Raw genomic sequence first — 22,312 nt, 5'->3', positions numbered from 1 at the left:
ACTTTGGATCCCGGATCAAGTCCGGGATGACGGTGGTTTGGGGACCGCCGGGTCAGCCCGCCCGCGTCACCTTATACTGTTGCAAGCCTGCCCTGAAATCGTCCGGCAGTGCGGTCGCGCCGCCGCCGCCGCTCATCACCAGCACCGCGTCGCAGGTGGCGATGCACTCGCCGTCCTGCCACGCTGCGGCCAGGATGTGCCAGCTGCGCGTGCCGATGTCGCTGATTCCGGTCGATATTTCGACATCGCCGGGGAAGTGCCCTTCCGCCAGATAGTTGATGTTGACGTTGGCGACGAGCCAGCGATGGCCATGCCATCCACTGAGTTCCATCGCGCGATTGAAGCGCACCCGTGCGCTTTCGAACAACGCGGCCATCGCGACGTTGTTGATATGGCCGAGGACGTCGAGATCCTGAAAGCGGGTCTGGATCACGTCATGGTGCGGATAGGATGCGGGATCGAGCCGCCACGGTTCGGGTCTTGCCATGGTCTTCTTTCTATCCCCCTCCCGCTGGCGGGAGGGGTTAGGGGAGGGGCTATCGTAAGCGACAAAGCCCAGCCGTCATGCCCTCCCCCAGCCCCTCCCGCAAGCGGGAGGGGAGAAGATCAACGTGGCGCCATGCGGATCGCGCCGTCGAGGCGGACGTCCTCGCCGTTGAAATAGCTGTTCTCCAGCATCGTCAGGGCGAGGTTGGCATATTCCGCCGCATTGCCGAGGCGCTTGGGGAAGGGGACGCTGGCGGCCAGATTGTCCCTAACCGCCTGTGGCGCACCCTGCATCAACGGCGTGTCGAAGATGCCGGGCAGGATCGTGTTGATACGGATGCCCTCGCTCATCAGGTCGCGCGCGATGGGGAGGGTCATGCCGACCACGCCGCCCTTGGATGCACTGTAGGCGGCCTGGCCCATCTGACCGTCTTCGGCCGCGACGGAAGCGGTCATCACGATCGCGCCGCGTTCGTTATGCTCGCCCGGCTCCAGCGTCAGCATGCCGGCGGCCGATTTGGCGACGCAGCGGAACGTGCCGACGAGGTTGATCTGGATGAGCCAGTTGAACGCCTCCAGGCTGAAATGCTTGATGCTGCCGTCTTCCTTGGAGCGGCTGGCGGTCTTCATGGCATTGCCGGTGCCGGCGCAGCAGACGAGCACCGATTCCTGCCCGTGGGCCGCGCGCGCCTTGGCGAACCCGGCATCGACGCTCTCGTCGCTGGTGACGTTCACTTCGCAGAACACGCCGCCGATCTCGACCGCGACGGCCTCGCCCTTTTCGGCCTGTAGATCGAAGATCGCGACCTTCACGCCCCTGGCGGCGAGCGCGCGCGCAGTGGCTTCGCCGAGGCCGGAGGCACCGCCGGTGACGACGGCGGCAGTGGTGGAGTCGATTTTCATGTGATTTTTCTCCTTTAGCCCCTCCCCTTCAGGGGAGGGGTTGGGGTGGGGCTGTGCCGCAACGGCAAGTGCTGGTCTCTTCGAGATGGGACTGCCCCACCCCCAACCCCTCCCCTGAAGGGGAGGGGAGCAAGTATTACAGGCGCTCGACGATCGTGACGTTGGCGATGCCGCCGCCTTCGCACATCGTCTGCAGGCCGTAGCGCCCGCCGCTCTTGTGCAGCGCGTGGACCAGGGTCGCCATCAGCTTCGTGCCCGAAGCACCGAGCGGATGGCCGAGCGCGATTGCGCCGCCATTGACGTTCAGCTTCGCGGGATCGCCGCCGACATGTTTCAGCCAGGCGAGCGGCACCGGCGCGAACGCTTCGTTGACCTCGTACAGATCGATATCCTCGATCTTCATGCCCGCGCGCTTCAGCGCTTTATCCGTCGCGAACAGCGGCTCTTCCAGCATCACGATCGGGTCACCACCGGTAACGGTGAGGTTGTGGATGCGTGCCAGCGGGGTTAGGCCGTGCTCCTTCAGCGCCTTTTCGCTGACGATCAGCACCGCGCTCGCCCCGTCGCAAATCTGGCTGGCATTGGCCGCCGAGATCACGCCGCCCTCTTGCAGCAGCTTGACCGAATGGATCCCCTCGAACGTCGCGTCGAAACGGATGCCCTCGTCGGTGACGTGGCAGATCTCGCCCTCGGGCGTCTCGATTATCAGGCCGACGATTTCGTCCTTGAAGTCGCCGCGTTCGGTCGCCGCCGCCGCGCGACGATGCGATTCCAGCGCATATTGATCGAGCACGTCCCGCGAGAAGCCGTATTTGTCGGCGATCATCTGTGCGCCCAGGAACTGGCTGAACTGTACGCCGGGATAGCGCGCCTCCTGCCGCGACGACTTGGCGGTGCCGAGGCCGGCCTTGGCGAACAGCATGCCGGTGGAGCCCATCGGTACGCGCGTCATGCTCTCGACGCCGGATGCGATCACCACGTCCTGCGTGCCGGACAGGATCGCCTGCGCCGCGAACTGGATCGCCTGTTGCGACGAACCGCATTGACGATCGATCGTCACGGCGGGCACGCTTTCGGGCAACTTCGACGCGAGTACCGAGCCGCGCCCGACCTGGAAGCTCTGTTCGCCGCCCTGGCTGACGCAACCCATGATGACGTCCTCGATCGCCGCGGGATCGATCCCCGTGCGGTCGACCACCGCGTCGAGCACCGCGCCGCCCATGTCGGCGGGATGCCATCCGGCGAGCTTGCCGCCGCGCTTGCCGCCGGCGGTGCGCACGGCTTCGACGATATAGGCTTCGGGCATTCCGACTCTCCAAGTCAGTTGTACTTTGCAACCTCTTGCTCAAAAGGAATGCGCTCGGCAAGTGTCGTGCGACTATCGAAAAGGATGATCGGGTGAATGTCAGCGAAGCCGTAGCGGCAAGGCGTTCAGTGCGCGGGTTCCGCAATACGCCGGTGGACCTCGCTGTGCTGGAAGAGATTGCCCGCAAGGCGGCGCGGGCCGCGACCGGGGGCAATTTGCAGCCATGGCACGTCGATCTGGTGGCCGGTGATTCGCTCGCCGAATTGAAGGCGATCATGGCGGCAAAGCTGATGGCTGGCGAAACCGAGGAGCCCGCTTATGCGATCTATCCGTCCGATCTGACCGCGCCGTATCGCGATCGACGCTTCGCGGTCGGCGAGGCGATGTACCGCGAGATCGGTATCCCGCGCGACGACAAGGCGGCGCGGCGGATGTGGTTCGCGCGCAATTTCCAGTTCTTCGGCGCGCCGGCGGCGTTGTTCTGCACGGTCGATCGCCGGATGGGGCCGCCGCAATGGTCGGACCTGGGGATGTATCTGCAAAATGTGATGCTACTCAGCGTCGAGGCCGGGCTGGCGACGTGCGCGCAGGAATGTTGGGCGGTCTATCCGGAGACGGTGACTGCGTTTCTCGGCACGCCGGACGAGCGGATGCTGTTCTGTGGCATGGCGATCGGGTTCGAGGATGTCGCGGAGTCCGCGAACCGCTTGCGCAGTGAAAGGGCCGATGCGGCGGAATGGCTGACCTTGCGATCTTAAATCCTCCCCGGCACGGGGAGGGGAACCATGAGCATTCAGCGAATGGCGGAGGGGGCTATCCGCAAGCGTAGCGCTCGCGGATAGCCCCCTCCGTCAGCCTTTGGCTGCCACCTCCCCGTGCCGGGGAGGTGTTTTAGGTTCAGCCCGCCGCTGGCGAGCGGCGGCCGCCGCCACCGTTGTTACCGCCGCCGGCACCCTGACGGCGCGGGCCGTTGCCGCCGGGGCGGCCTTGACCGCCGGGACGGCCCTGGCCACCGGGGCGACCTGCGCCGCCGGCCGGACGACCGGCACCCTCGGGACGCGCGCCGGTCGGACGAGCCGAATGCGTCGCCTTGGGCGGTGCGCGGTGACGGCCGCTATCGTCGCGGCGGCGATCGTCGTCGCTGCCGGCCGGGCGGTTGGCCTTGATCTTCGCCGCTTCGGCCATGAAGCCTTCCGGCAGCGGCATGATCGTCGGCTTGACGCGGGTCAGCTTCTCGATGTCGCGCAGATAGCTCTTCTCGTCATCCGCCACGAAGCTGATCGCCACGCCGCTGGCCCCCGCACGCGCGGTGCGGCCGATGCGGTGGACGTACTGCTCGGGCACGTTAGGCAGTTCGAAGTTGAACACGTGGCTCACGCCCGACACGTCGATGCCGCGCGCGGCGATGTCGGTGGCGATCAGCACCTTCACCTTGCCCTGCTTGAACTCGCCGAGCGCGCGTTCGCGCTGTGGCTGGCTCTTGTTGCCGTGGATCGCGTTGGCGGGGATGCCGGCATGGCCGAGCAGCTTCACGACGCGGTCGGCGCCGTGCTTGGTGCGGGTGAAGACCAGGCAGCGCTCGATCTCCGGGTTGCGCAGATGGATCGTCAGCAGCGCCTGCTTCTCGCCCTGATTGACGTGCGTGGCGAACTGTTCGACGCGCTCTGCCGTGGTCGAAACCGGTGCGACCTTGACGGTGACCGGATCCTTCAGGAACTGGTCGGCCAGTTCGCGGATCGCATTCGGCATGGTGGCCGAGAAGAACAAAGTCTGGCGCTGCTTGGGCAGCATGCGGACGATCTTGCGCAGCGCATGGATGAAGCCCAGGTCGAGCATCTGGTCGGCCTCATCGAGGACGAGGATTTCCAGCATCGCGAGGCTGACGAAACGCTGCTCGATCAGGTCGAGCAGACGGCCCGGCGTGGCGACGAGGATGTCGACGCCACGGCTCATGTCCTGACGGTTCTTGTTGATGCTGGTGCCGCCGAACACGGTGGCGACGCTCATCTTGCTGAACTTGCCATAGTCGCGCGCGCTGTCTGCGATCTGGCTGGCCAGTTCGCGCGTCGGGGCGAGCACGAGCATGCGGCAATGCGTCGGGTGGATCTGCTTGGGGGCCTCGACCATGCGCTGGATCGACGGCAGCACGAAGGCCGCGGTCTTGCCGGTGCCGGTCTGCGCGATGCCGAGCAGGTCGCGGCCCTGAAGCAGCGTCGGGATCGACTGCGCCTGGATCGGGGTGGGGGTGGTATAGCCCTTGGCTTCGAGCGCGCGGACGAGGGGATCGGCGAGGCCGAGTTGTGCGAAATTCATAATATGTAATAGCCTAATGGCCATCGGCGCACGCCGCATGAGCGGACGCACGAATGGCGGGGGAGAATGACACCCCGCGTGAAATGGGAAGTCCGTTTGGTAACGACCGAGGCGGAGCCGGACTTTGCAAGTCCAATCACGCTGCATGACGCCTCGATAAGCGCCATATGAATGCTGCGGTGCAAAATGTCAACTTTTGTTTCGACCGGTATAGAATGGCCGTTGGCGAACGCTTCATGCCTCCCCACATGATTTGTCATGACAGACTATTCCCTGCTCGATCTCGTCCCCGTCATCGAAGGCGGTTCCGTGTCCCAAGCGCTGGCCAACGCCGCCGATCTGGCGCGTCATGCCGAGAGCGTGGGCTTCCGTCGTTATTGGACGGCGGAGCATCACGGCATGGCAGGCATCGCCAGCGCGGCGACCTCCGTGGTGCTGGGGCATGTCGCGGCTGCAACGTCCACGATCAGGATCGGCGCGGGCGGCATCATGCTGCCCAACCATGCGCCTTTGGCGATCGCCGAACAGTTCGGCACTTTGGATGCGCTGTTTCCGGGGCGGATCGATCTCGGGCTGGGCCGTGCGCCGGGATCCGACCAGCGCGTCGCGCACGCCATGCGCCGCAATCTGAATAGCGACGCTAACGCCTTCCCGCAGGACGTGCTGGAATTGCAAAGCCTGTTCGCCGACGACGGCCAGACCGGCATTACCGCAACGCCCGGCGCGGGTGCCAACGTGGATCTGTGGATTTTGGGATCGAGCACGTTCGGCGCGCAACTGGCGGCGGCTTTGGGACTGCCCTATGCTTTCGCTTCACACTTCGCGCCCGACGCGCTGGCGGCGGCGATCGCGATCTATCGCCGTGATTTCAAGCCGTCGGCGGTGCTGGACCGGCCATATCTGATGGCCGGCTTCAACGTCTTCGCTGCCGATACCGACGCGGAGGCCGAACTGCTCGCAAGTTCGCAACAACAGGCGTTCGTCGCCTTGCGCACCGGCAATCCGGGCAAGCTGAAGCCGCCGCTGGCCGGGTATCGTGATACTTTGGGTGCGCAGGGGCAGGCGATCCTCGATCACGTCCTGCAATGCTCGGCGGTCGGCGGCCCCGCCAAGGTGGCGCGTGGCATCGCCGATTTCGTCGCGCGGACGGGCGTGGACGAAGTGATGGTGGCGAGTTCAATCTACGACCACGAAGCGCGCAAGCGCAGCCTGACGATTACGGCGAACGCGATGGCGGAGTTGAAGGTGGCGGCTTGATCCTCCCCGGAACGGCGAGGGGGACCGTTCGCGTTCTTCACGCGAATGGTGGAGGGGGCTCTCCACAAGCGCTACCGCTGCCGGCCCACCCCCTCCGTCAGCCTTCGGCTGCCACCTCCCCGTGCCGGGGAGGATCAATTCGCCGCCGGCAGCCTCAGCCGTACTAACAAACCGCCCAGATCCTCGCTCTCCTCCAGCGACACCGTGCCCTCGTAGATTTCCGCCACGTCGCGGACGATCGCCATGCCCAGGCCGGTGCCTGGCTTGCCCGAATCCAGCCGCACGCCGCGATCGAAGATGCGGATGCGTTGTTCCTCGGGGATGCCCATGCCGTCGTCCTCGATCAGGAATTCGACGAATCCTGAATGCTGGCCGACCGTCACGAACACGCTGCCGCCGCCATATTTCGCGGCATTCTCGATCAGATTGCCGAGCATCTCGTCCAGATCCTGCCGCTCGACATGGACCTGCAGATCCTTCGGCCCGTCGGTGTCGATGCGGACGTGGCGATAGAGCACGCCGACCGCGCGTTCCACCGATTCGAGGCTCGGCCACACATCCGCGCGGCTGTGCGCCGATCCGCGCCGTCCGACCGCACGGGCACGGGCAAGGTGATGATCGACCTGACGCCGCATCGTCCGCGCCTCGCGCACCACCGTTTCGCCGAGATCTTCGGCGTCGGCGGTGGCGGCGTTCATGATCACCGTCAGTGGCGTTTTCAACGCATGGGCCAGGTTGCCGGCGTGGCGGCGCGCTTCCTCCGCCTGACGCTCGTTGTGCGCGATCAGGCCGTTCAGTTCCTCGACCATCGGCGCGACCTCGATCGGCATCGGGCGCTCGATCTGGCGCGACTGGCCGCTGCGCATCCGCGCGATCTCCTCGCGCACCTTCCTGAGCGGCCACAGGCCGTAAAAGGTCTGGAGTCCGGCCATCACGAGCAGGCCGAGACCGAGTAGTGCGAAGCTGCGCACTAGCGTCTTGCGCAGGGCACTGATCTGAGCATCCAGCCCCTCGCGGCTCTGCGCGACCTGGAAACGCCAGCGGATCGGCGATCCGGGCAGCTTCACGTCGCGTTCGAGCATGCGCAATTTCTCGGTCGGGAATTGCATGCTGTCATAGACGTGCACGTCGCGGTCGGTGTGCGTGGAACCGTAAGCGAGCCGGCGGTCCCATAGGGAACGCGACGGGAAGGCTTCGCGGCCCTTGGCGGCGACCTGCCAGTAAAGGCCGGAATAAGGTTCGAGGAACCTTTGGTCGGCGGGTTCGCGGTTGAACACCACTTCGCCGTCCGGGCCGATCTCGGCCGAGACGATCAGCGCGGTCAGGACGTATTCGAGCTGATCGTCGAAATTGCGCGTGATCGCGGAGGACAATACGCGATCGAGCGCGAAGCCGCCGCCTGACAGAAGTAGCAGGATCCACGCTGCCGCGATCAGGATCATGCGGCGCGACAGCGAGCCGGTGGTGCGGACATAGCCGCGCGAGGGCAGGACCTCGCTGTCGGCTTGAGCGATTGTTACGCTGTCGGCTTGAGCGATTGTTACCTCTTCCGTCATCCCCGCGAAGGCGGGGATCCCGCTTCCTGTCGAGCGTGGAGAAGGAGCGGGATCCCCGCTTTCGCGGGGATGACGAAGGGATTAGGCATCGGGATCTTCGAGCGAATAGCCAAGGCCCCGGATCGTGGTGATCACGTCCTGCCCCAGCTTCTTGCGGATGCGCGTGACGAACACCTCGATCGTGTTCGAATCGCGATCGAAATCCTGATCGTAGATATGTTCGATCAACTCGGTGCGGCTTACCACCTTGCCCTTGTGGTGCAGCAGGTAGCTGAGCAATTTATATTCCTGCGCGGTCAGTTTCACCGGCTCGCCGGCCTTCGTCACCTTGCCCGATCGCGTATCCAGCCGCACGTCGCCGGCGGTCAGCTCCGACGAGGCGTTGCCCGAGGCGCGACGGATCAGCGCGCGCAGGCGGGCGATCAGTTCCTCGGACTGGAACGGCTTGGCGACATAATCGTCCGCGCCCGCATCCAGACCGGCGACCTTGTCCGACCAGCTATCGCGCGCCGTGAGCACCAGCACCGGCGCGGTGCGGCCTTCCTTGCGCCAGCGATCGAGCACGGTCAGCCCGTCGATCTCGGGCAGGCCGAGATCGAGCACGATCGCATCGTAATTCTCGGTCGAGCCCATGAAATGGCCTTCCTCGCCATCCGTGGCGAGATCGATCGCATAGCCCGCGCCTTCCAGCGTGGTCTTCAGTTGCTGGCCGAGATTGGGTTCGTCTTCGACGATCAGGACGCGCATGTTCTTCCCCTGGAAATTTGCTCTGGAGCCTGCTTCAATTGCCGGTGCGGCCGACGATCCGGCCCGATGCGCCATCGACCTCGACCCAGATCACCGTGCCATTGCGCAGGAATTTCAGCGTGTAAATGCCGCTGTACGAATCGAGTTCGACGCCGAGATACTGGCTGCCGGGCATTTGCGGCACGATGCGCCGTTCGATTTCGCGCAAGGGGAGAATCTTGCCCTGGCGCCGCGCCTCGAACGCCTCGACCTGATCGCCACGCCGTTGCGGCGGCGGCGCGGGTTCCCCGACAGCGGGTGCGGCGGCAAGCAGGCACAAAGCGAGGGTGACGGGCATCTTCATGGGATGTTGCATAGGGGCGCGGGCTTGAACAGCCTGTGAATGCACCCGTCAGCGTGGCGACAACTTGCCGCGCCGCAGCAACACCCCTAACGGAACCGCCATGGCAGCCCCCGCACCAATTCTCGCATTCGAAAATCTCGGCATCGTTCAAGGATCGGGGTGGCTGTTTCGCGGCCTCGATATCCATGTCGGCCCGCGCGACCGGCTCGCGCTGATCGGGCGCAACGGCGCGGGCAAGACGACGTTGCTGAAACTGATCGCCGGAACGATCGAGGCAGACGAAGGTCGCCGCACGATCCAGCCGGGCACGCGCGTGATCCTGCTGGAACAGGAACCGGACCTGCGCGCATACAAGACGCTGATGGATTACGTTCTGGCGGGCGACGATGCGCCGATGGAATATGAGGCGGATGCGATCGCCGACCAGCTCGGCATCGATCTGTCGCGCGAGGCGGCTTCGGCCAGCGGCGGCGAACGGCGGCGCGCAGCGATCGTCCGGGCACTCGCGCTGGAGCCGGACGTGCTGCTGCTCGACGAGCCGACCAACCATCTCGACATCGCGGCGATCGAATGGATCGAGCAATGGCTCAGCCGGTTCAACGGCGCGTTCGTCGTGATCAGCCATGATCGCACCTTCCTGACGCGGCTGACCAAACAGACTTTGTGGCTCGATCGCGGCACCGTGCGGCGCGCGGAGATCGGTTTCGGCGGGTTCGATGCGTGGACCGAGCAGGTTTATGCCGACGAGGCGCGCAATGCCGAGAAGCTGGATGCCCGGCTGAAGCTGGAAGAGCATTGGCTGCTGCGTGGCGTTACGGGGCGGCGCAAGCGCAACCAGGGGCGGTTGACCAAGCTGATCGAGATGCGCGCCGAACGCGCGTCGATGATCGGGCCGCAGGGTTCGGCCAATCTGACGATCGGCACCGACGACGCGAAGACCAAGGTGGTGATCGACGCCAAGCATATCTTCAAGAGCTTCGGCGAGCGGCCGATCATCACCGATCTGTCGCTGCGCGTGACCCGCAAGGACCGGATCGGCATCGTCGGGCAGAACGGCGCGGGCAAATCGACCTTGCTCAAACTACTGACCGGCGAACTGGAGCCGGATTCGGGCAATATTCGTTTCGCCAAGACGATGGAGCGGATCGTCATCGACCAGCAACGCAGCAAGATGGCCCCGGAAAAGACCGTGCGCGACGTGCTGGCGGACGGTGGCGACTGGATCGAAGTGCAGGGCAACCGCAAGCATGTCGTCGGCTATCTGAAGGAGTTCCTGTTCGACCCGAACGTGCTGGATGCCAAGATCGGCACGCTGTCGGGCGGCGAACGCTCGCGCCTGTTGCTGGCGCGCGAATTCGCCAAGCCGAGCAACCTGCTGGTGCTGGACGAGCCGACCAACGATCTCGATCTGGAGACGCTCGACCTGTTGCAGGACGTGATCGGCGATTATGACGGGACGGTGTTGATCGTCAGCCACGACCGCGATTTTCTCGACCGGACGGTGACGATCACGCTGGGGCTGGACGGTTCGGGCACGGTGGATGTCGTGGCCGGCGGGTACGAGGATTGGGAACGCAAGCGCAAGGCCGCCGCCCCCAAGCGCGGTGGCGGATCGCGCAAGGTGCAGGCCACTGCCCCGCCTCCGCCGCCACCGGCCCCCAAGGTGAAGCTGACCTTCAAGGACCAGCGCGATTTCGAGATACTGCCCAAGCGGATCGAGGAACTGGAAGCGGCGATCGTGCGCGACGAGAAGGCGCTGGGCGATCCAGCCCTGTATTCGAAGGATTTCGCGAAATTCGAGGCGCTGACCAAGGCAGTCGACACGGCGCGGGGCGAGAAGGAAGCGGCGGAATTGCGCTGGCTCGAGCTGGCGGAGATGGTCGAGGGTTGATTGCGATGGCGGGGGCGGGGTGATAGTCTTCGCCAAATCTCCGGAGCATCATTATGGGCGCTGCGCGCAAGCTGAATATCGAGTTGAGCGAAGATCTCGCGTCCCGGCTGGAAGATGCGGCCGTGAGCGGTGGATATCGCGATGTCGGGGCGTTGATCGGGGATCTGCTGTCGCGGTGGGACGGACAGCAGGATAGTCCTGCGGAAATCGCTCGTTTGCGCGTGTTGATCGAAGAGGGGTTGGCGAGCGGCGAAGGCGGCGAAGTCACTGAGGAGTGGTTCGAGGATATCAAGCGACGCGGGCACGAGCAGGTTGCGAGCATGCGCCGGGCGACTTGATGCGCATCCGGTATCTGCGAAACGCGGAGGCCGACTTGCTGGCCATCCACAGCACCATCGCCGACCATAATCCCCGCGCCGCAGATCGCCTGATCGACCGCATCAGATCGTCCGTGTTACGTCTGCGCGATTACCCGGAAAGTAGTCCGCTGCGAGAAACATTAGGTCGTGGAATCCGAAGCATCCCGATTTCCAGTTATGTCGTATATTTCCGGGCCGATGCCGATTGCGTCCGGATCATTCGCGTCCTGCACAGTGCACGCGACGCCGAGGCGATCTTCCGTACCTGACTAACCCGCCAGTTCCAGCGTAACGCGCGTGCCGGTGCGGTCGCTGTCGGTGGTCAGCGTGCCGCCGGCCTGGCGGGCGAAGGCCTCGATCAGGCGAGAGCCAAGGCCGTTGTGCGGGCCGGGCTTTGACGGGATTTCCGGCAGGCCGACACCGTCGTCCGCCACCACCACGGTCCAGCCGTTCTGGTGCGTGCGGAACGTCACCGCGATGCCGCCGATGTCGCGACCTACAAAGGCGTGCTTGGCGGCGTTGGTGACAAGTTCGTTGATGATCAGCCCGATCGAGACCGCGCGGTCGCGCGGCACGGCCGCTTCGTCCGTATCGCAGGACAAAGCGATGCCGCCGCGCAGGAACAAGGCTTCGGACAGAGCCGCGCACAAATCGCCGAGATAGTCCTTCATCTCGACTAGTCCGGGCTGGCCGCTGCCGCGATAGAGGTGGCGGTGGGCGCGTGCGATGCTGTCGACGCGGGCCTGCGCGGTGGCCAGCGCCTCGACCGTCGCTGCATCGGTCGCGCGACGCTTCTGCATGTCGAGCAGGCTGGCGACGATCGTGAAATTGTTCTTCATGCGATGATCGAATTCGCTGAGGAACAGATCGCGATCGGCGATCTCGCGGTCGCGCTCCTGCGTCGCCATACGGGCCGATCGGCGGAACAATTCGGCGATGGTGATGGTGATGATCGCGGTCACCACGATCACGCCGACCGCCAGTGCGCCGGCTCCGTCGACGAAGCGGAACGAATTCTGGATCGGGTAGAGATAATACCAGGCGTACAGGATCGAGAGCGTCGCGCTCACCAGGCCGGCACCCCAGCGCGCGAACAAGGTGGCGACGATCAGGGCCGGATAGACCAAAGCGAACGGCGCGGCACCGGGTGCGACGAGATCGAAGAACAGCCGCACGATGCCCGATCCCCCGGCGGTGCACACGCCGACGCCGACCTGCGTCACCCACACCGGAATGTTCGGGGCAAGACGGTCGCACAGATCGATTTCGCCGAGATGGGCCATAAAGGGAATGGGCGGTGACGCGGCGGTCAAGTCAAGCCGGGATCGAAATGAATCTGATGTACATCAAAATAAAGACCTCGGATCAACCGAGCGCCTTGCCGTGCCGTCCCGCGAGATCGACGATGTAATGCCAGGCGACCCGGCCCGATCGGCTGCCGCGCCGCGTGGCCCAGTTGACCGCCTCGGCCGGATCGAAGGGCAGATCGTGGGCGGCGGCATAGCCTTCGACCACCGCGAGGTAGAGGTCCTGATCCATTACGTGGAAGCCGAGGCTGAGGCCGAATCGGTCGGACAGCGCGAGTTGATCGTCCACCACGTCGCGCACGTTGATCGCGCTTTCCTGTTCGGCGATGTCGCGCGGGATCAGGTGGCGGCGGTTGGACGTGACGAGCAACCGCGCATTGGCCGGCCGCGCCTCCGCCCCGCCTTCCAGCATCGATCGCAGCGCGCGGGCGTCGCCGGCGGCATCGAAGCCGAGATCGTCGATGAACAGTACGAAGGCGCGGGGCACGTCCGCGATCAGCGCGAACAGGGCCGGCAGGCTGTCGAGGCTGGCCGTGGCGACTTCGACCAGTGCGATGTCACCGCCTGCGGACTGGAGCTGTGCGACGGCGCTTTTGACCAGGGCCGACTTGCCAGTGCCGCGTGCTCCCCACAACAGCACGTCGTGCGCGGCGTTGCCTTTGGCAAGCCGATCGAAATTGGCGACGATCGCGGTCTTCTGCGCGTCCACCCCGCGCAATTGCGCCAGCGGCAATGCGGTGAAGGCGCGGGCGGCGATCAGGGTGTCGCCGCGCCAGACATAAGCGGGATGCGCGAGCGGATCGGCCGGGGCGGGCAGTGGCGGCGCAATGCGTTCGAGTGCGGCGGCGATGCGATCGAGGGGGTCGGCATGATCTTCGGTCATAAATATCCGTTCGGGCTGAGCCTGTCGAAGCCCTACACTTCCGTGCGACGGTAGAAGGAAGAACGGCCCTTCGACAAGCTCAGGCGAACGGATCGCTAGAGAGTCCTGAACACTGCCGTCGCCGCATCGCGATCCGTGAACCCAGGATCGCGCATCGCTGCCACGATCTGCGCCTTCGCATCGGCGCCGCGACCGACATCGGCATAGACCTGCCCCAGATGCCAGCGCAGCGCGGCGTGTTCCGGCGCGATCGCCACGGCCTTTTCCAGCAATTGCACCGCCTGCGCATTTTTGCCCATCTGGTACAGCGCCCAGCCGTAGGCATCCGCCGCTGCCGGGTTGAGCGGGGCGAGCGCATAGGCCGCCTTGGCATAGGCCTGGCCCGTCTCGGCATCGTCGTCGCCGATATAGGCATAAGCGAGTTCGGTCAGCAAAGCCGCGTCGCGGTTGCCGACGCGTTCGCGCAGGCCCTCCAGCGTCTCGATCGCCGCAGCATATTCGCCGCCGGCGATCTGCCAATGCGCGGCAAGGCGTTGCGCGGCGACGTTCTGCGGGTTCTGCGACATGAACAATGCCAGCACGTTCGCGGCCTGCGGGCGCTGTCCCGCGCGATCCAGCGCATCCACCGCGCGCAGCATCGTCGGTTCGTCGAAGCGGCTGTCGGCGGCGCGGCCATAAGCGCCGGCGGCGTCGGCATAGCGGCCCAATGCGGCGAACGTATCGCCGAGCGCCAGTTGCGCGGCGGGCGCACCGGGGGCCATGCGGACCAGCGCCTGCGCCTGGGTCAGCGCCTGTGCGGTCTGCCCGGCATCGACCAGCCCGCGCAGATAGCCGACGCGCAGGCTCGGATCGGCGGGATCGTCCTTCGTCAGGTCGCCCAGCACCCCGACATTGTCATCCGCGCCGAACGTCGTGGAGGTGACGCCGCCCGGATAGGCGGCGCGATCGAGGAACTTTGCGGCCCAATCGCGCTGGCCGGTACGTTCGAACGCACGGGCAACGAGCGTCAGCGTGTAGGAATCCGCATCGCCGCGCAGCGCGACCGGGCGCAGCACATCGAGCGCGCCCTGCGCATCGCCCGAGCGCAACAGTGCCGCGCCGAGCAGGCGGCGCGCGGTGATATTCATCGGCTGTTGCCCAACCAACTGGCGCCACTTGCTGATCGCCAGTTCGTACGCGCCCGATTGGTAGTCGAGCGTGCCGCCGAGCAGCAGTGCACCGGGCAGGCCGTCCAACGTATCGCCGGTGCGCTGCATCAGACCGCGCGCGAGATCGTAATTGCCCGCGCGGGCCGCGAGCACTGCCTGGAGGTAGAATGCCTGTGCGCTGTCCGGCCTTGTGGCGAGCGCGCGGCGCGTGGCGTCCAGCATATCGCCGTATCGCCCGGCATCGCCGAGCGTGGAGGCATATTCGATCAGTGCGGGGTGATAATAATAATCGCGCTTCAGCGTCGCCTCGAACCACGGCAACGCCGCGGTCAGACCGTATTGCGACCGCACCAGTTCGGCGCGCAAGGTCAGCGCCTCCATGTTGGCTGGATCGAGTTTGGTCGCGCGGGTCGCGGCGTCGATCGCGCCGACGACGTCCCCGCCATTGAAGCGGATGCGGCCGAGATCGGACCAGCCGGCGCTGTCGTTCGGCGCGGCGGCGAGCAGGGTGGCGAGCAATTGCTGCGCGCCGGGGAAATCGCTCTGCGCGGCCAGTGCGCGCGCGCCGACGCGCAGGGCGTAGCCGGCATATTTGGGCTGTGCCTTGGCGGCCTCGTCCAACGCGCGATCGGCATCGCCCTGCAACAGATAGGCATGGGCATAGAGTTGGTGCGCACGGCTGACGTCGAAGCCGGTCGCCTTGGCGCGATCCAGTTCGGCCTGCGCCGCCAGCCCGTCGCCGAGCGCGAGATAGGCGCGGGCGAGCACGGCATGGGCGAGGCCCCAGCTCGGATCGGTCTTCACCGCAGCCATCGCGTGGTTGCGCGCGGCGCTGATGTTGCCGATGCCGAACGCGGTGAGGCTGCGCGCGACCGAGGTGCGCGCGCTGGTGGCGTCGGCCTGGGCCGGGGCGGTGGTGGCGAAGGCGAGGAGGGTGGCGGCGATGATCGCTGCGCTAGCCCCTATCAGCGTTCCCCCGCGAAAGCGGGGGCCCATGAGCCGCGAACGCAGCGTTTGAGACTCTGGAACCCGGCTTTCGCGGGGGAACGCGGTGGATTTGGGAGCGGTCTTAAGCATGGAGATCATAGCTCTTCAAAAGATCGTACAAAGTGGGTCGGCTTACCCCCAACAGCTTGGCGGTATTGGAGATGTTGCCGTCGGCGCGGGCCAGCGCGTTGTGGATCGCCTTGCGGTCCGCAGTCTCGCGGATCGTGCGCAGGTTGAGCGGTTCGGCTTCGGCATCCTCCGACAGGTCGAGATCGGCGGCGGTGACGAGTTTGCCCTCGGCCATGATCACCGCGCGCTTCATGCGATTTTCCAGTTCGCGCACGTTGCCGGGCCAACCCCATGCGTCGATCGCGGTGCGCGCATCGGGCGACAAGCCGGTAACGGCCGAATGCATGGTCTTGGCGTATTTCTTGAGGAAATGCTGCGCGAGCAGCCCGGCATCGCCGGAGCGTTCGGCGAGCGACGGGATACGCACGACGATCTCGGCGAGACGGTAATAGAGATCCTCGCGAAACGCGCCGGACGCGACCATCGCATCGACATCCTGATGCGTTGCACACACGATCCGCGTGTCGACCGCGATCGCCTTGCGCCCGCCGATCCGCTCGATCGTACGCTCCTGCAGGAAGCGCAGCAATTTGACCTGCAACGGCAGTGGAATGTCGCCCACTTCGTCGAGGAACAACGTGCCGCCGGCGGCCTGTTCGATCTTGCCTTCGGTGGTCTTCACCGCGCCGGTGAACGCGCCCTTTTCATGGCCGAACAATTCGCTTTCCAGCAACGTCTCGGGGATCGCCGCGCAGTTGATCGCGACGAACGCGCCCTTCGCGCGGGGGCTGGAATCGTGCACGCCGCGCGCGAGCAATTCCTTGCCCGTGCCGCTCGCGCCGAGCAGCATCACCGACACGTCGGCATGTGCGACGCGTTCGATCGTACGCGTCACCTTGAGCATTTCCGGCGCGGCGGTGATCATCCCGCCGAGCGCGGTGCCGCCGGTCTGCGCGGCAAGGCGGCGATTCTCCGCCTCCAGCGCATGGACGTGGAATGCGCGCGCGACGATCATGCCGAGCTGGTCGATATCGATCGGCTTGGCATAGAAATCCCAGGCGCCGTCGGCGATCGCCTTCAGCGCGCTGTCCCGCGCGCCGTGGCCGGAGGCCACGATCACTTTGGTGTCGGGTTTCAGGCGCAGGATTTCGGCGAGCGTGGCGAAGCCCTCGGTCGTGCCGTCAGGGTCTGGTGGCAGGCCGAGATCGAGCGTGACGACATCCGGTTCCTCCGCCCGCACGGCGTCGAGCGCGGAGGCGCGGTCGCTGGCGACGACGACGTCGTAATCCTCATAGGCCCAGCGCAACTGGCGCTGCAGGCCGAGATCGTCCTCGACGATGAGGAGTTTGGGCTTGGACGTCATGCGGCCTGTTCCAGAAGATGCGGTGCGGTGGCGGCGAGCGACACGCGGAAGTGCGTGCCCGCGCCCTCGCGGCTGGTGACGGAAACGGTGCCGCCCATGCCCTGCGCCAATTGCCGCGCCTCGAACGCGCCGATGCCGAAACCGCCGGGCTTGGACGACACGAACGGCTTGAACAATTTGTCGCGCAGGAACGCGGGGGACATGCCGCAGCCGCTGTCGATCACGTCGATCGTCACCGCATCGCCGTCGCTGCCGACTGCGATCGTCACCGGATCGTTCGGTGCGCTGGCCTCGATCGCGTTCTGCAACAAATGGCCGAGCAATTGTTCCAGCCGGATCGGATCGGCATGGGCCAGTGCGGCCTTGCCCTTCGTCACGACGGGATGCTGCGCCCGCCGCCGCGCCGCGACGCGCTCGACCAGCGGCAGGATCTCGACGCTGCGCAATTCCTCGCCGCGCGCGTTGTGATGCTGCGACAGGCGCGCGAGCAGATCGTTCATCCGCCCGGCCGAATCCTGCAACGTGGCGATCATGTCGGCGCGGAATTCGGGATTGTCCGCGTGGCGCTCGGCATTGCGAGCGGTCAGCGTCAACTGGCTGACGAGGTTCTTGATGTCATGCAGGATGAAGGCGAAGCGGCGGTTGAATTCGTCGAACCGTTCGCCCTCCGCCAGCGCCTCCTGCGCGCGTGCCTCGGCGAGATAGCTCGCCACCTGTCGTCCGGCGATGCGCAACAGGTCGAAATCCTCCCAGTCGAGCGCACGGTCCACCGGCGGACGGGCGAGCAGGATCGCGCCCTGCAACCGATCGAGATGCACCAATGGCACCAGGGCCCAGGCTTCCGGCAGGTCGAGCATCCATTGCGGCACGCTCGCGGCGTCGGCCGTCGCGGTGCTGGTGGCGCGCACGGAATCGAGTTCGATGATGCGCCCGCCGACCGCGAGATGCCGGGCGAGCGCTTCCTCTCCGGCCGTCGCGGGCAGGGCATCCTGGTTCCAGTTCCAGCCCGCGCCGATGCCCAATGCCGCGCCGTCGGGCACGAGCAGCAATCCGGCCGGGGAATCGGTCAGGTCGGCCACCGCCTTCACCACGCGCGTGTCGAGCGCCACCGTGCCTTCGGGCTTGCCTAGCGTATCGGTGAAGCGGATCCACTCCGCGCGGTAGTCATAGCGGTGGCGAAACAGATGCTTGGCCAGCTTGACCTTGGTCCACGCCTTCAGCCAGGGCGAGGATACGAGCGTCAGCGTGGCGGCGGTCGATCCGAACACGAAGGCGGTCTGCGCCATGCGGGCGTTCTCGCCACCGATCCCGGCGATCGCGCTGGTCGCCAGCACCATCATCAGCAGATACAGTACGACGCCGGCCAGGCTGAGCGATTGCCACGCGACCGAGCGCGACAGGCGCAGCGTCCAGTCGCCATTGCGCAACACGGCGATGGCGAACAGCGGCGCGAGCAAGGCCATCGCCACGCCGCGCACCGCGATCAGCTCCGCTGCATATCCGTTGGTGGCGTAACGGATGCCGTAGAGCACGAAATCCATGCCCCACATCGCGGCGAGGGCGATGACGACCAAGCGGATGCCGCCCCGCGCGCGGGGCGCGACCGCCGAATACAAATGGTGGACCAGCACCAGCGCGCTCACCGCGACCATCATGCGCAGCAGCACGCGCGGACTGTCGAGGTGCGGCGTGGTCGCCGGATCGATCGCCGCGATGACGACGATGGCGATGCCGGCGAGAACGATCAGCACGACGGCACCATAGACGAACGCGATGGCGCGCTGGTGCGGCGCGGCCTGATCGCGCCGCACCAGCGCGAACATGAAGCCGAGCCAGGCGAGGTTGCGCAGCGATTCCGCGACTCTCGCGGTAACGTCGCGCGCGTCGATTCCCGCAACCGCCAGCGCCCAGAGTGCGGTGGCGATCAGCGCGACGACGAAGGTCAGGCGCGGCAAGGCGGTTGTCGCGTCGCGCAATTGCGACAATGCGATCATGCAGAACAGCAAGGCCGCGAGCGCATGGCCCCACAGGATGACGGTCAGCGTCATAGGGTCAGCGTGCGCCCTCGGGCCACAGCACCACCCGGATCGTCTGCAACAGGATCAGCAGGTCGAGGAACGGCGAATAGTTCTTCGCGTAATACAGATCGTATTCGAGCTTCTGCCGGCTATCTTCGATCGACGCGCCGTAGGGATAGTTGATCTGCGCCCAGCCGGTGATGCCCGGCTTCACCATGTGGCGCTCGGCATAGTAATTCAGCTGTTGTTCGAGATCGTCGACGAATTGCGGGCGTTCGGGGCGCGGGCCGACGAAGCTCATCTCGCCTTTCAGCACGCTCCACGTCTGAGGCAGTTCGTCGATCCGGCATTTGCGGATGAAACGGCCGATGCGGGTGATGCGCGGATCGTCCTTCTCCGCCCATACCGCCTTGCCGGCGACTTCGGCATCCTGGCGCATCGACCGCAATTTGATGCAGTCGAAACCCACGCCGTACAGCCCGACGCGGCGTTGGCGATAAAAGGCCGGGCCCTTGCTTTCCAGTTTGATCGCGATCGCGGTGAGGATGATCACCGGTGCCATCAGCGTCAGCAGCAATGCACTGGCACCGATATCGAACAATCGCTTGAAGATGCTCGACAGCATCCGCCCCGATGAAAAACCGTCCGAAAAGATCAGCCAGCTGGGATTGACGCTCTGCAGATCGACGCGGCCCGTTTCGCGTTCCAGGAAGGTCGAGATTTCGTTGACGTGCACGCCGGTCGTCTTGATCCGCAGCAGATCCTTCAGCGGCAGCGCGTTGCGGCGTTCCTCCAGCGCGAGCACCACTTCCGAGGCGTTGAGCAGAACGACATGGTCGGCCAGATTGTAGATCGCATCGCGCGCGATCGCTTCCGGGATCACGCGTTGCGGTTCGCTCATCGAGACGTATCCGACGACGACGAAGCCCGCGCCGGGCGTCTGCCCCAACGCCTTCAGTCGCGCGGCGCGTGCACCGGCCCCCAGCACGACGACGCGGCGCTTGAACGCCTGCCCGCCGATCATCTTGCCGAGCAGGACGCGCAGCGCGAACAGCAGGATCACCGCGACGGGCATCGAGTAGAGCAGATTCGAGCGCCAGAAGGTCATGCCCGGCATCACGAAATAGATCACGCTGAGCAGGATCACGCCCAGCGACACGGCGACCAGAATGCGCGCGGCGGCATGGCGCAACGACTGCAGCGAATTGGCACCGTAAACGCCGACCGCGACCATCGCCACTTCCAGGCTCGCGGCGAAACTCAGCAATTGCGGGATGCGGGTATGGATCGGCTCGACCTTCATGCCGATCTGATCGGCGCGATAGACCCAGCCGAATTCCGCCGCTGCGATCAGCAGGACGATGTCGAACAGCCCGAGCAATAGCACGGCGTGGGGCACATAATGCTTGAACAGCCTGATCATGTTCGTCTCGCTCTTCGCCCGCGTGCTGTAAATTTTTCCGACATGTGGAAGTCGCTGTCGCAGAAATTGACAAACAAACCTTGAAGAGGGGCAAACCTTGAAGAGGGGCAAACCTTGAACAGCCCGGATCGTTCTTGATCGAGAGCAGTTCCGCAATCGGGCATCGTCGCCTACAGACGGGCCAACAGGAGGATTCTCTATGCCGCTTTCCCGACCGATCGTTCCCGTCATTCTATCGGGTGGATCGGGCACGCGGTTATGGCCGATGTCGCGGCCCGAACGGCCCAAGCAGATGCTGGCGCTGACGGCCGAGGAGACGATGTTGCAACTGACGGCGACGCGTGCGACCGGCGAGCGGTTCGCTGCACCGATCGTCGTCGCCAATGCGCGCCATGCCGATATGATCGACGAACAGCTCGGCGCGATCGAGGCGGGGGCGCAGGCGGTGATTCTGGAGCCGGCCGGTCGCAACACCGCGCCGGCGATCGCGCTGGCCGCGATTGCCGCCGGCGGCGGTCCGGACGTGTTGCTGGTGATGCCGTCCGATCACGTGATCGATGACGTTCCCGCATTCCATGCCGCGATTCACGCCGCGATGCCGATGGTCGAGGACGGCTGGCTGGTGACGTTCGGCATCGCGCCGGACGCGCCGGAGACCGGCTATGGCTATATTCAGGTCGGCGAAGAGATCGCGCCCGGCGTCAACCGCGTAGTGCGCTTCGTCGAGAAGCCGCCGCGCGACAAGGCCGAGGCGATGGTCGCGGGCGGCGATCATGCCTGGAACGGCGGTATCTTCCTGTTCCGCGCCGATGCCTATCTCGGTGCGCTCGCGCTGCATGGGCCTGAAATGCTGACGGCATGCGAGGCGGCGATGGCCAAGGCGCGACACGAGGGGCGGCGGGTCTTCCCCGACGCCGAGGCCTTCGCCAGTTCGCCTTCGGACTCGATCGATTATGCCGTGATGGAAAAGGCGAGCCAGGTCGCAGTGGTGCCGGTTAGCATGGGCTGGAGCGATCTCGGCAGCTGGGATGCGCTCCACGCGATCAGCGCGCGCGACGACAATGGCAACGCGCATCGCGGTGACGTGATCGCGATCGATACGGTCAATTGCCTCGTCCGCAGCGACGGCGTGCGCATCGCGATGGTCGGCGTAGAGGATCTGATCGTCGTGGCGAGCGGCAACGATTTGCTGATCCTGCCGCGCGGCCGCAGTCAGGATGTCAAGAAACTGATCGAGGCGATGAAGGACACGTAAAATCCTCCGCCGTTCATGAAATGCGGCGTACTTGCTTTTATTACAGTTGTTCTTCATCTTTCGGATGGCGATTGCGTTCTCGTAGGCGCTGCGCGTTGATTTTTGCGCGGCGGTCGAACACCTGGGTTGTGGGGACGCACGATGCTTAGTCGAATGCGCATTCTGATCGTCGAGGACGAGCCGATGACCGGCATGGACCTTGCCCATCACATCGAAAGCTTGAACGGTACGGTCATCGGCCCGTTCGGTTCGGTCGCCGAGGCGATGGAGACGTTGATCGACACGGTGGTCGATGGCGCGGTACTCGACGGGCAGTTGATCGATCGCGACGTCACGCCGGTCGCCCGCTATCTGTTCGACGCCAACACGCCGTTCGTGATGTTTACCGGCAACCAATTGCCGGACGAGATGCTGCTCGACGATCGCGACATTCCGGTACTGAGCAAGCCGGCCTCGCCCGCAATGGTATTGCAGCGCCTGATCAGCGAAATGTCGATCCGCCGCACGAGCGACATGGACAAATACGAACAGGTCAAGGTGATGCTCGACGCCTCGATCGCGCTGATGGACAAGATTGGCGATGGCCTGATCGGCGCGCACCTCGCACTTCCGCTGGAATTGATCGAGGATCGGTTGAACAGAGTGGGGCAAGCGGCTTGACCGGCCAAGCCAGCTGACGTCTTCATGCGTTTTCCGGG

General features: G+C 65.3%; 20 protein-coding genes and 2 pseudogenes. 9 read left to right on the top strand and 13 right to left on the bottom strand.

Annotated elements, in window-relative coordinates; all coding sequences use genetic code 11:
* Positions 1–52 precede the first annotated feature (52 nt).
* The 3 genes from U1738_RS08550 to U1738_RS08540 all read right to left on the bottom strand — a co-directional run bounded on the left by U1738_RS08550 (position 53) and on the right by U1738_RS08540 (position 2,695).
* On the bottom strand, positions 53–487 hold the full coding sequence (locus U1738_RS08550; protein WP_332788628.1) for an acyl-CoA thioesterase: 435 nt from the start codon (positions 485–487) through the stop codon (positions 53–55).
* A 119-nt stretch (positions 488–606) separates the two neighbouring features.
* Positions 607–1,389 carry an SDR family NAD(P)-dependent oxidoreductase gene (locus U1738_RS08545; RefSeq protein WP_332788627.1) on the bottom strand — a complete coding sequence of 261 codons (783 nt, stop codon included), beginning with the start codon at positions 1,387–1,389 and terminating at the stop codon, positions 607–609.
* Positions 1,390–1,525: 136 nt separating this feature from the next.
* Positions 1,526–2,695 (bottom strand): acetyl-CoA C-acetyltransferase, encoded by a 1,170-nt coding sequence (locus U1738_RS08540; RefSeq protein WP_332788626.1) that lies wholly within the window; start codon positions 2,693–2,695, stop codon positions 1,526–1,528.
* A 92-nt stretch (positions 2,696–2,787) separates the two neighbouring features.
* On the opposite strand from U1738_RS08540, the gene U1738_RS08535 reads away from it, so the two are divergent.
* Positions 2,788–3,453, top strand: coding sequence for a nitroreductase (locus tag U1738_RS08535; RefSeq protein WP_332788625.1), 666 nt, complete (start codon positions 2,788–2,790; stop codon positions 3,451–3,453).
* Between the two features lie 139 nt (positions 3,454–3,592).
* Here U1738_RS08535 and U1738_RS08530 read toward each other — a convergent pair whose 3' ends face one another.
* The gene (locus U1738_RS08530) at positions 3,593–5,008 is read right to left on the bottom strand and encodes a DEAD/DEAH box helicase (RefSeq protein ID WP_332788624.1); all 1,416 of its coding nucleotides are present in this window, start codon (positions 5,006–5,008) and stop codon (positions 3,593–3,595) included.
* 258 nt (positions 5,009–5,266) lie between these two features.
* On the opposite strand from U1738_RS08530, the gene U1738_RS08525 reads away from it, so the two are divergent.
* Positions 5,267–6,265 carry an LLM class flavin-dependent oxidoreductase gene (locus U1738_RS08525; protein ID WP_332788623.1) on the top strand — a complete coding sequence of 333 codons (999 nt, stop codon included), beginning with the start codon at positions 5,267–5,269 and terminating at the stop codon, positions 6,263–6,265.
* 134 nt (positions 6,266–6,399) lie between these two features.
* On the opposite strand, the gene U1738_RS08520 is transcribed toward U1738_RS08525, so the two are convergent.
* The 3 genes from U1738_RS08520 to U1738_RS08510 form a co-directional block, all read right to left on the bottom strand.
* Positions 6,400–7,707, bottom strand: a complete 1,308-nt coding sequence (locus U1738_RS08520) for a sensor histidine kinase (protein WP_332788901.1) — start codon at positions 7,705–7,707, stop codon at positions 6,400–6,402.
* Between the two features lie 195 nt (positions 7,708–7,902).
* Entirely contained in the window at positions 7,903–8,568 is a 666-nt protein-coding gene (locus tag U1738_RS08515) for a response regulator transcription factor (protein WP_055776818.1), read from the bottom strand.
* Positions 8,569–8,602: 34 nt separating this feature from the next.
* Positions 8,603–8,911, bottom strand: coding sequence for a PepSY domain-containing protein (locus tag U1738_RS08510; protein ID WP_332788622.1), 309 nt, complete (start codon positions 8,909–8,911; stop codon positions 8,603–8,605).
* 100 nt (positions 8,912–9,011) lie between these two features.
* Between U1738_RS08510 and U1738_RS20290 the strand changes: the two are divergent.
* The 5 genes and pseudogenes from U1738_RS20290 to U1738_RS08495 all read left to right on the top strand — a co-directional run.
* Positions 9,012–9,398 (top strand): annotated as a pseudogene (locus tag U1738_RS20290) (ATP-binding cassette domain-containing protein); the annotation flags it as partial.
* Between the two features lie 516 nt (positions 9,399–9,914).
* Positions 9,915–10,250, top strand: a pseudogene (locus U1738_RS20285) (ATP-binding cassette domain-containing protein); the annotation flags it as partial.
* A 39-nt stretch (positions 10,251–10,289) separates the two neighbouring features.
* A complete protein-coding gene (locus U1738_RS20280; protein WP_443027000.1) occupies positions 10,290–10,802 on the top strand; it encodes an ATP-binding cassette domain-containing protein in 513 nt (170 codons plus the stop codon).
* Positions 10,803–10,855: 53 nt separating this feature from the next.
* Entirely contained in the window at positions 10,856–11,140 is a 285-nt protein-coding gene (locus tag U1738_RS08500) for a ribbon-helix-helix domain-containing protein (RefSeq protein ID WP_332788620.1), read from the top strand.
* Positions 11,140–11,430, top strand: a complete 291-nt coding sequence (locus U1738_RS08495; protein ID WP_332788619.1) for a type II toxin-antitoxin system RelE/ParE family toxin — start codon at positions 11,140–11,142, stop codon at positions 11,428–11,430. Before U1738_RS08500 ends, U1738_RS08495 begins: the two co-directional genes overlap by 1 nt.
* Here the strand turns inward: U1738_RS08495 and U1738_RS08490 are convergent, their stop codons facing one another.
* From U1738_RS08490 to U1738_RS08465, 6 genes are all read right to left on the bottom strand, one after another.
* Positions 11,431–12,444 (bottom strand): sensor histidine kinase, encoded by a 1,014-nt coding sequence (locus tag U1738_RS08490; protein WP_332788618.1) that lies wholly within the window; start codon positions 12,442–12,444, stop codon positions 11,431–11,433.
* Positions 12,445–12,526: 82 nt separating this feature from the next.
* Complete coding sequence (locus tag U1738_RS08485) at positions 12,527–13,351, bottom strand: ATP-binding protein (protein ID WP_332788617.1); 825 nt, start codon at positions 13,349–13,351, stop codon at positions 12,527–12,529.
* 95 nt (positions 13,352–13,446) lie between these two features.
* A complete protein-coding gene (locus U1738_RS08480; RefSeq protein WP_332788616.1) occupies positions 13,447–15,495 on the bottom strand; it encodes a tetratricopeptide repeat protein in 2,049 nt (682 codons plus the stop codon).
* A gap of 73 nt (positions 15,496–15,568) precedes the next feature.
* Positions 15,569–16,918, bottom strand: a complete 1,350-nt coding sequence (gene prsR, locus U1738_RS08475; RefSeq protein ID WP_332788615.1) for a PEP-CTERM-box response regulator transcription factor — start codon at positions 16,916–16,918, stop codon at positions 15,569–15,571.
* Positions 16,915–18,966: an XrtA/PEP-CTERM system histidine kinase PrsK gene (gene prsK, locus U1738_RS08470; protein WP_332788614.1), complete on the bottom strand. Its 2,052-nt coding sequence runs from the start codon at positions 18,964–18,966 to the stop codon at positions 16,915–16,917. Before prsK ends, prsR begins: the two co-directional genes overlap by 4 nt.
* Before the next feature lie 4 nt (positions 18,967–18,970).
* On the bottom strand, positions 18,971–20,359 hold the full coding sequence (locus tag U1738_RS08465; protein ID WP_332788613.1) for a TIGR03013 family XrtA/PEP-CTERM system glycosyltransferase: 1,389 nt from the start codon (positions 20,357–20,359) through the stop codon (positions 18,971–18,973).
* 199 nt (positions 20,360–20,558) lie between these two features.
* Here U1738_RS08465 and U1738_RS08460 point away from each other — a divergent pair, with 199 nt between their 5' ends.
* Entirely contained in the window at positions 20,559–21,614 is a 1,056-nt protein-coding gene (locus U1738_RS08460; RefSeq protein ID WP_332788612.1) for a mannose-1-phosphate guanylyltransferase/mannose-6-phosphate isomerase, read from the top strand.
* 153 nt (positions 21,615–21,767) lie between these two features.
* Positions 21,768–22,274 carry a response regulator gene (locus tag U1738_RS08455; RefSeq protein ID WP_332788611.1) on the top strand — a complete coding sequence of 169 codons (507 nt, stop codon included), beginning with the start codon at positions 21,768–21,770 and terminating at the stop codon, positions 22,272–22,274.
* Positions 22,275–22,312 lie beyond the last annotated feature (38 nt).

The organism is Parasphingomonas caseinilytica, assembly GCF_036663755.1.
Taxonomy (GTDB): domain Bacteria; phylum Pseudomonadota; class Alphaproteobacteria; order Sphingomonadales; family Sphingomonadaceae; genus Sphingomonas.
The sequence above is the reverse complement of the archived record's forward strand: the minus strand, read 5'-3'. Positions and strand labels throughout refer to the sequence as shown.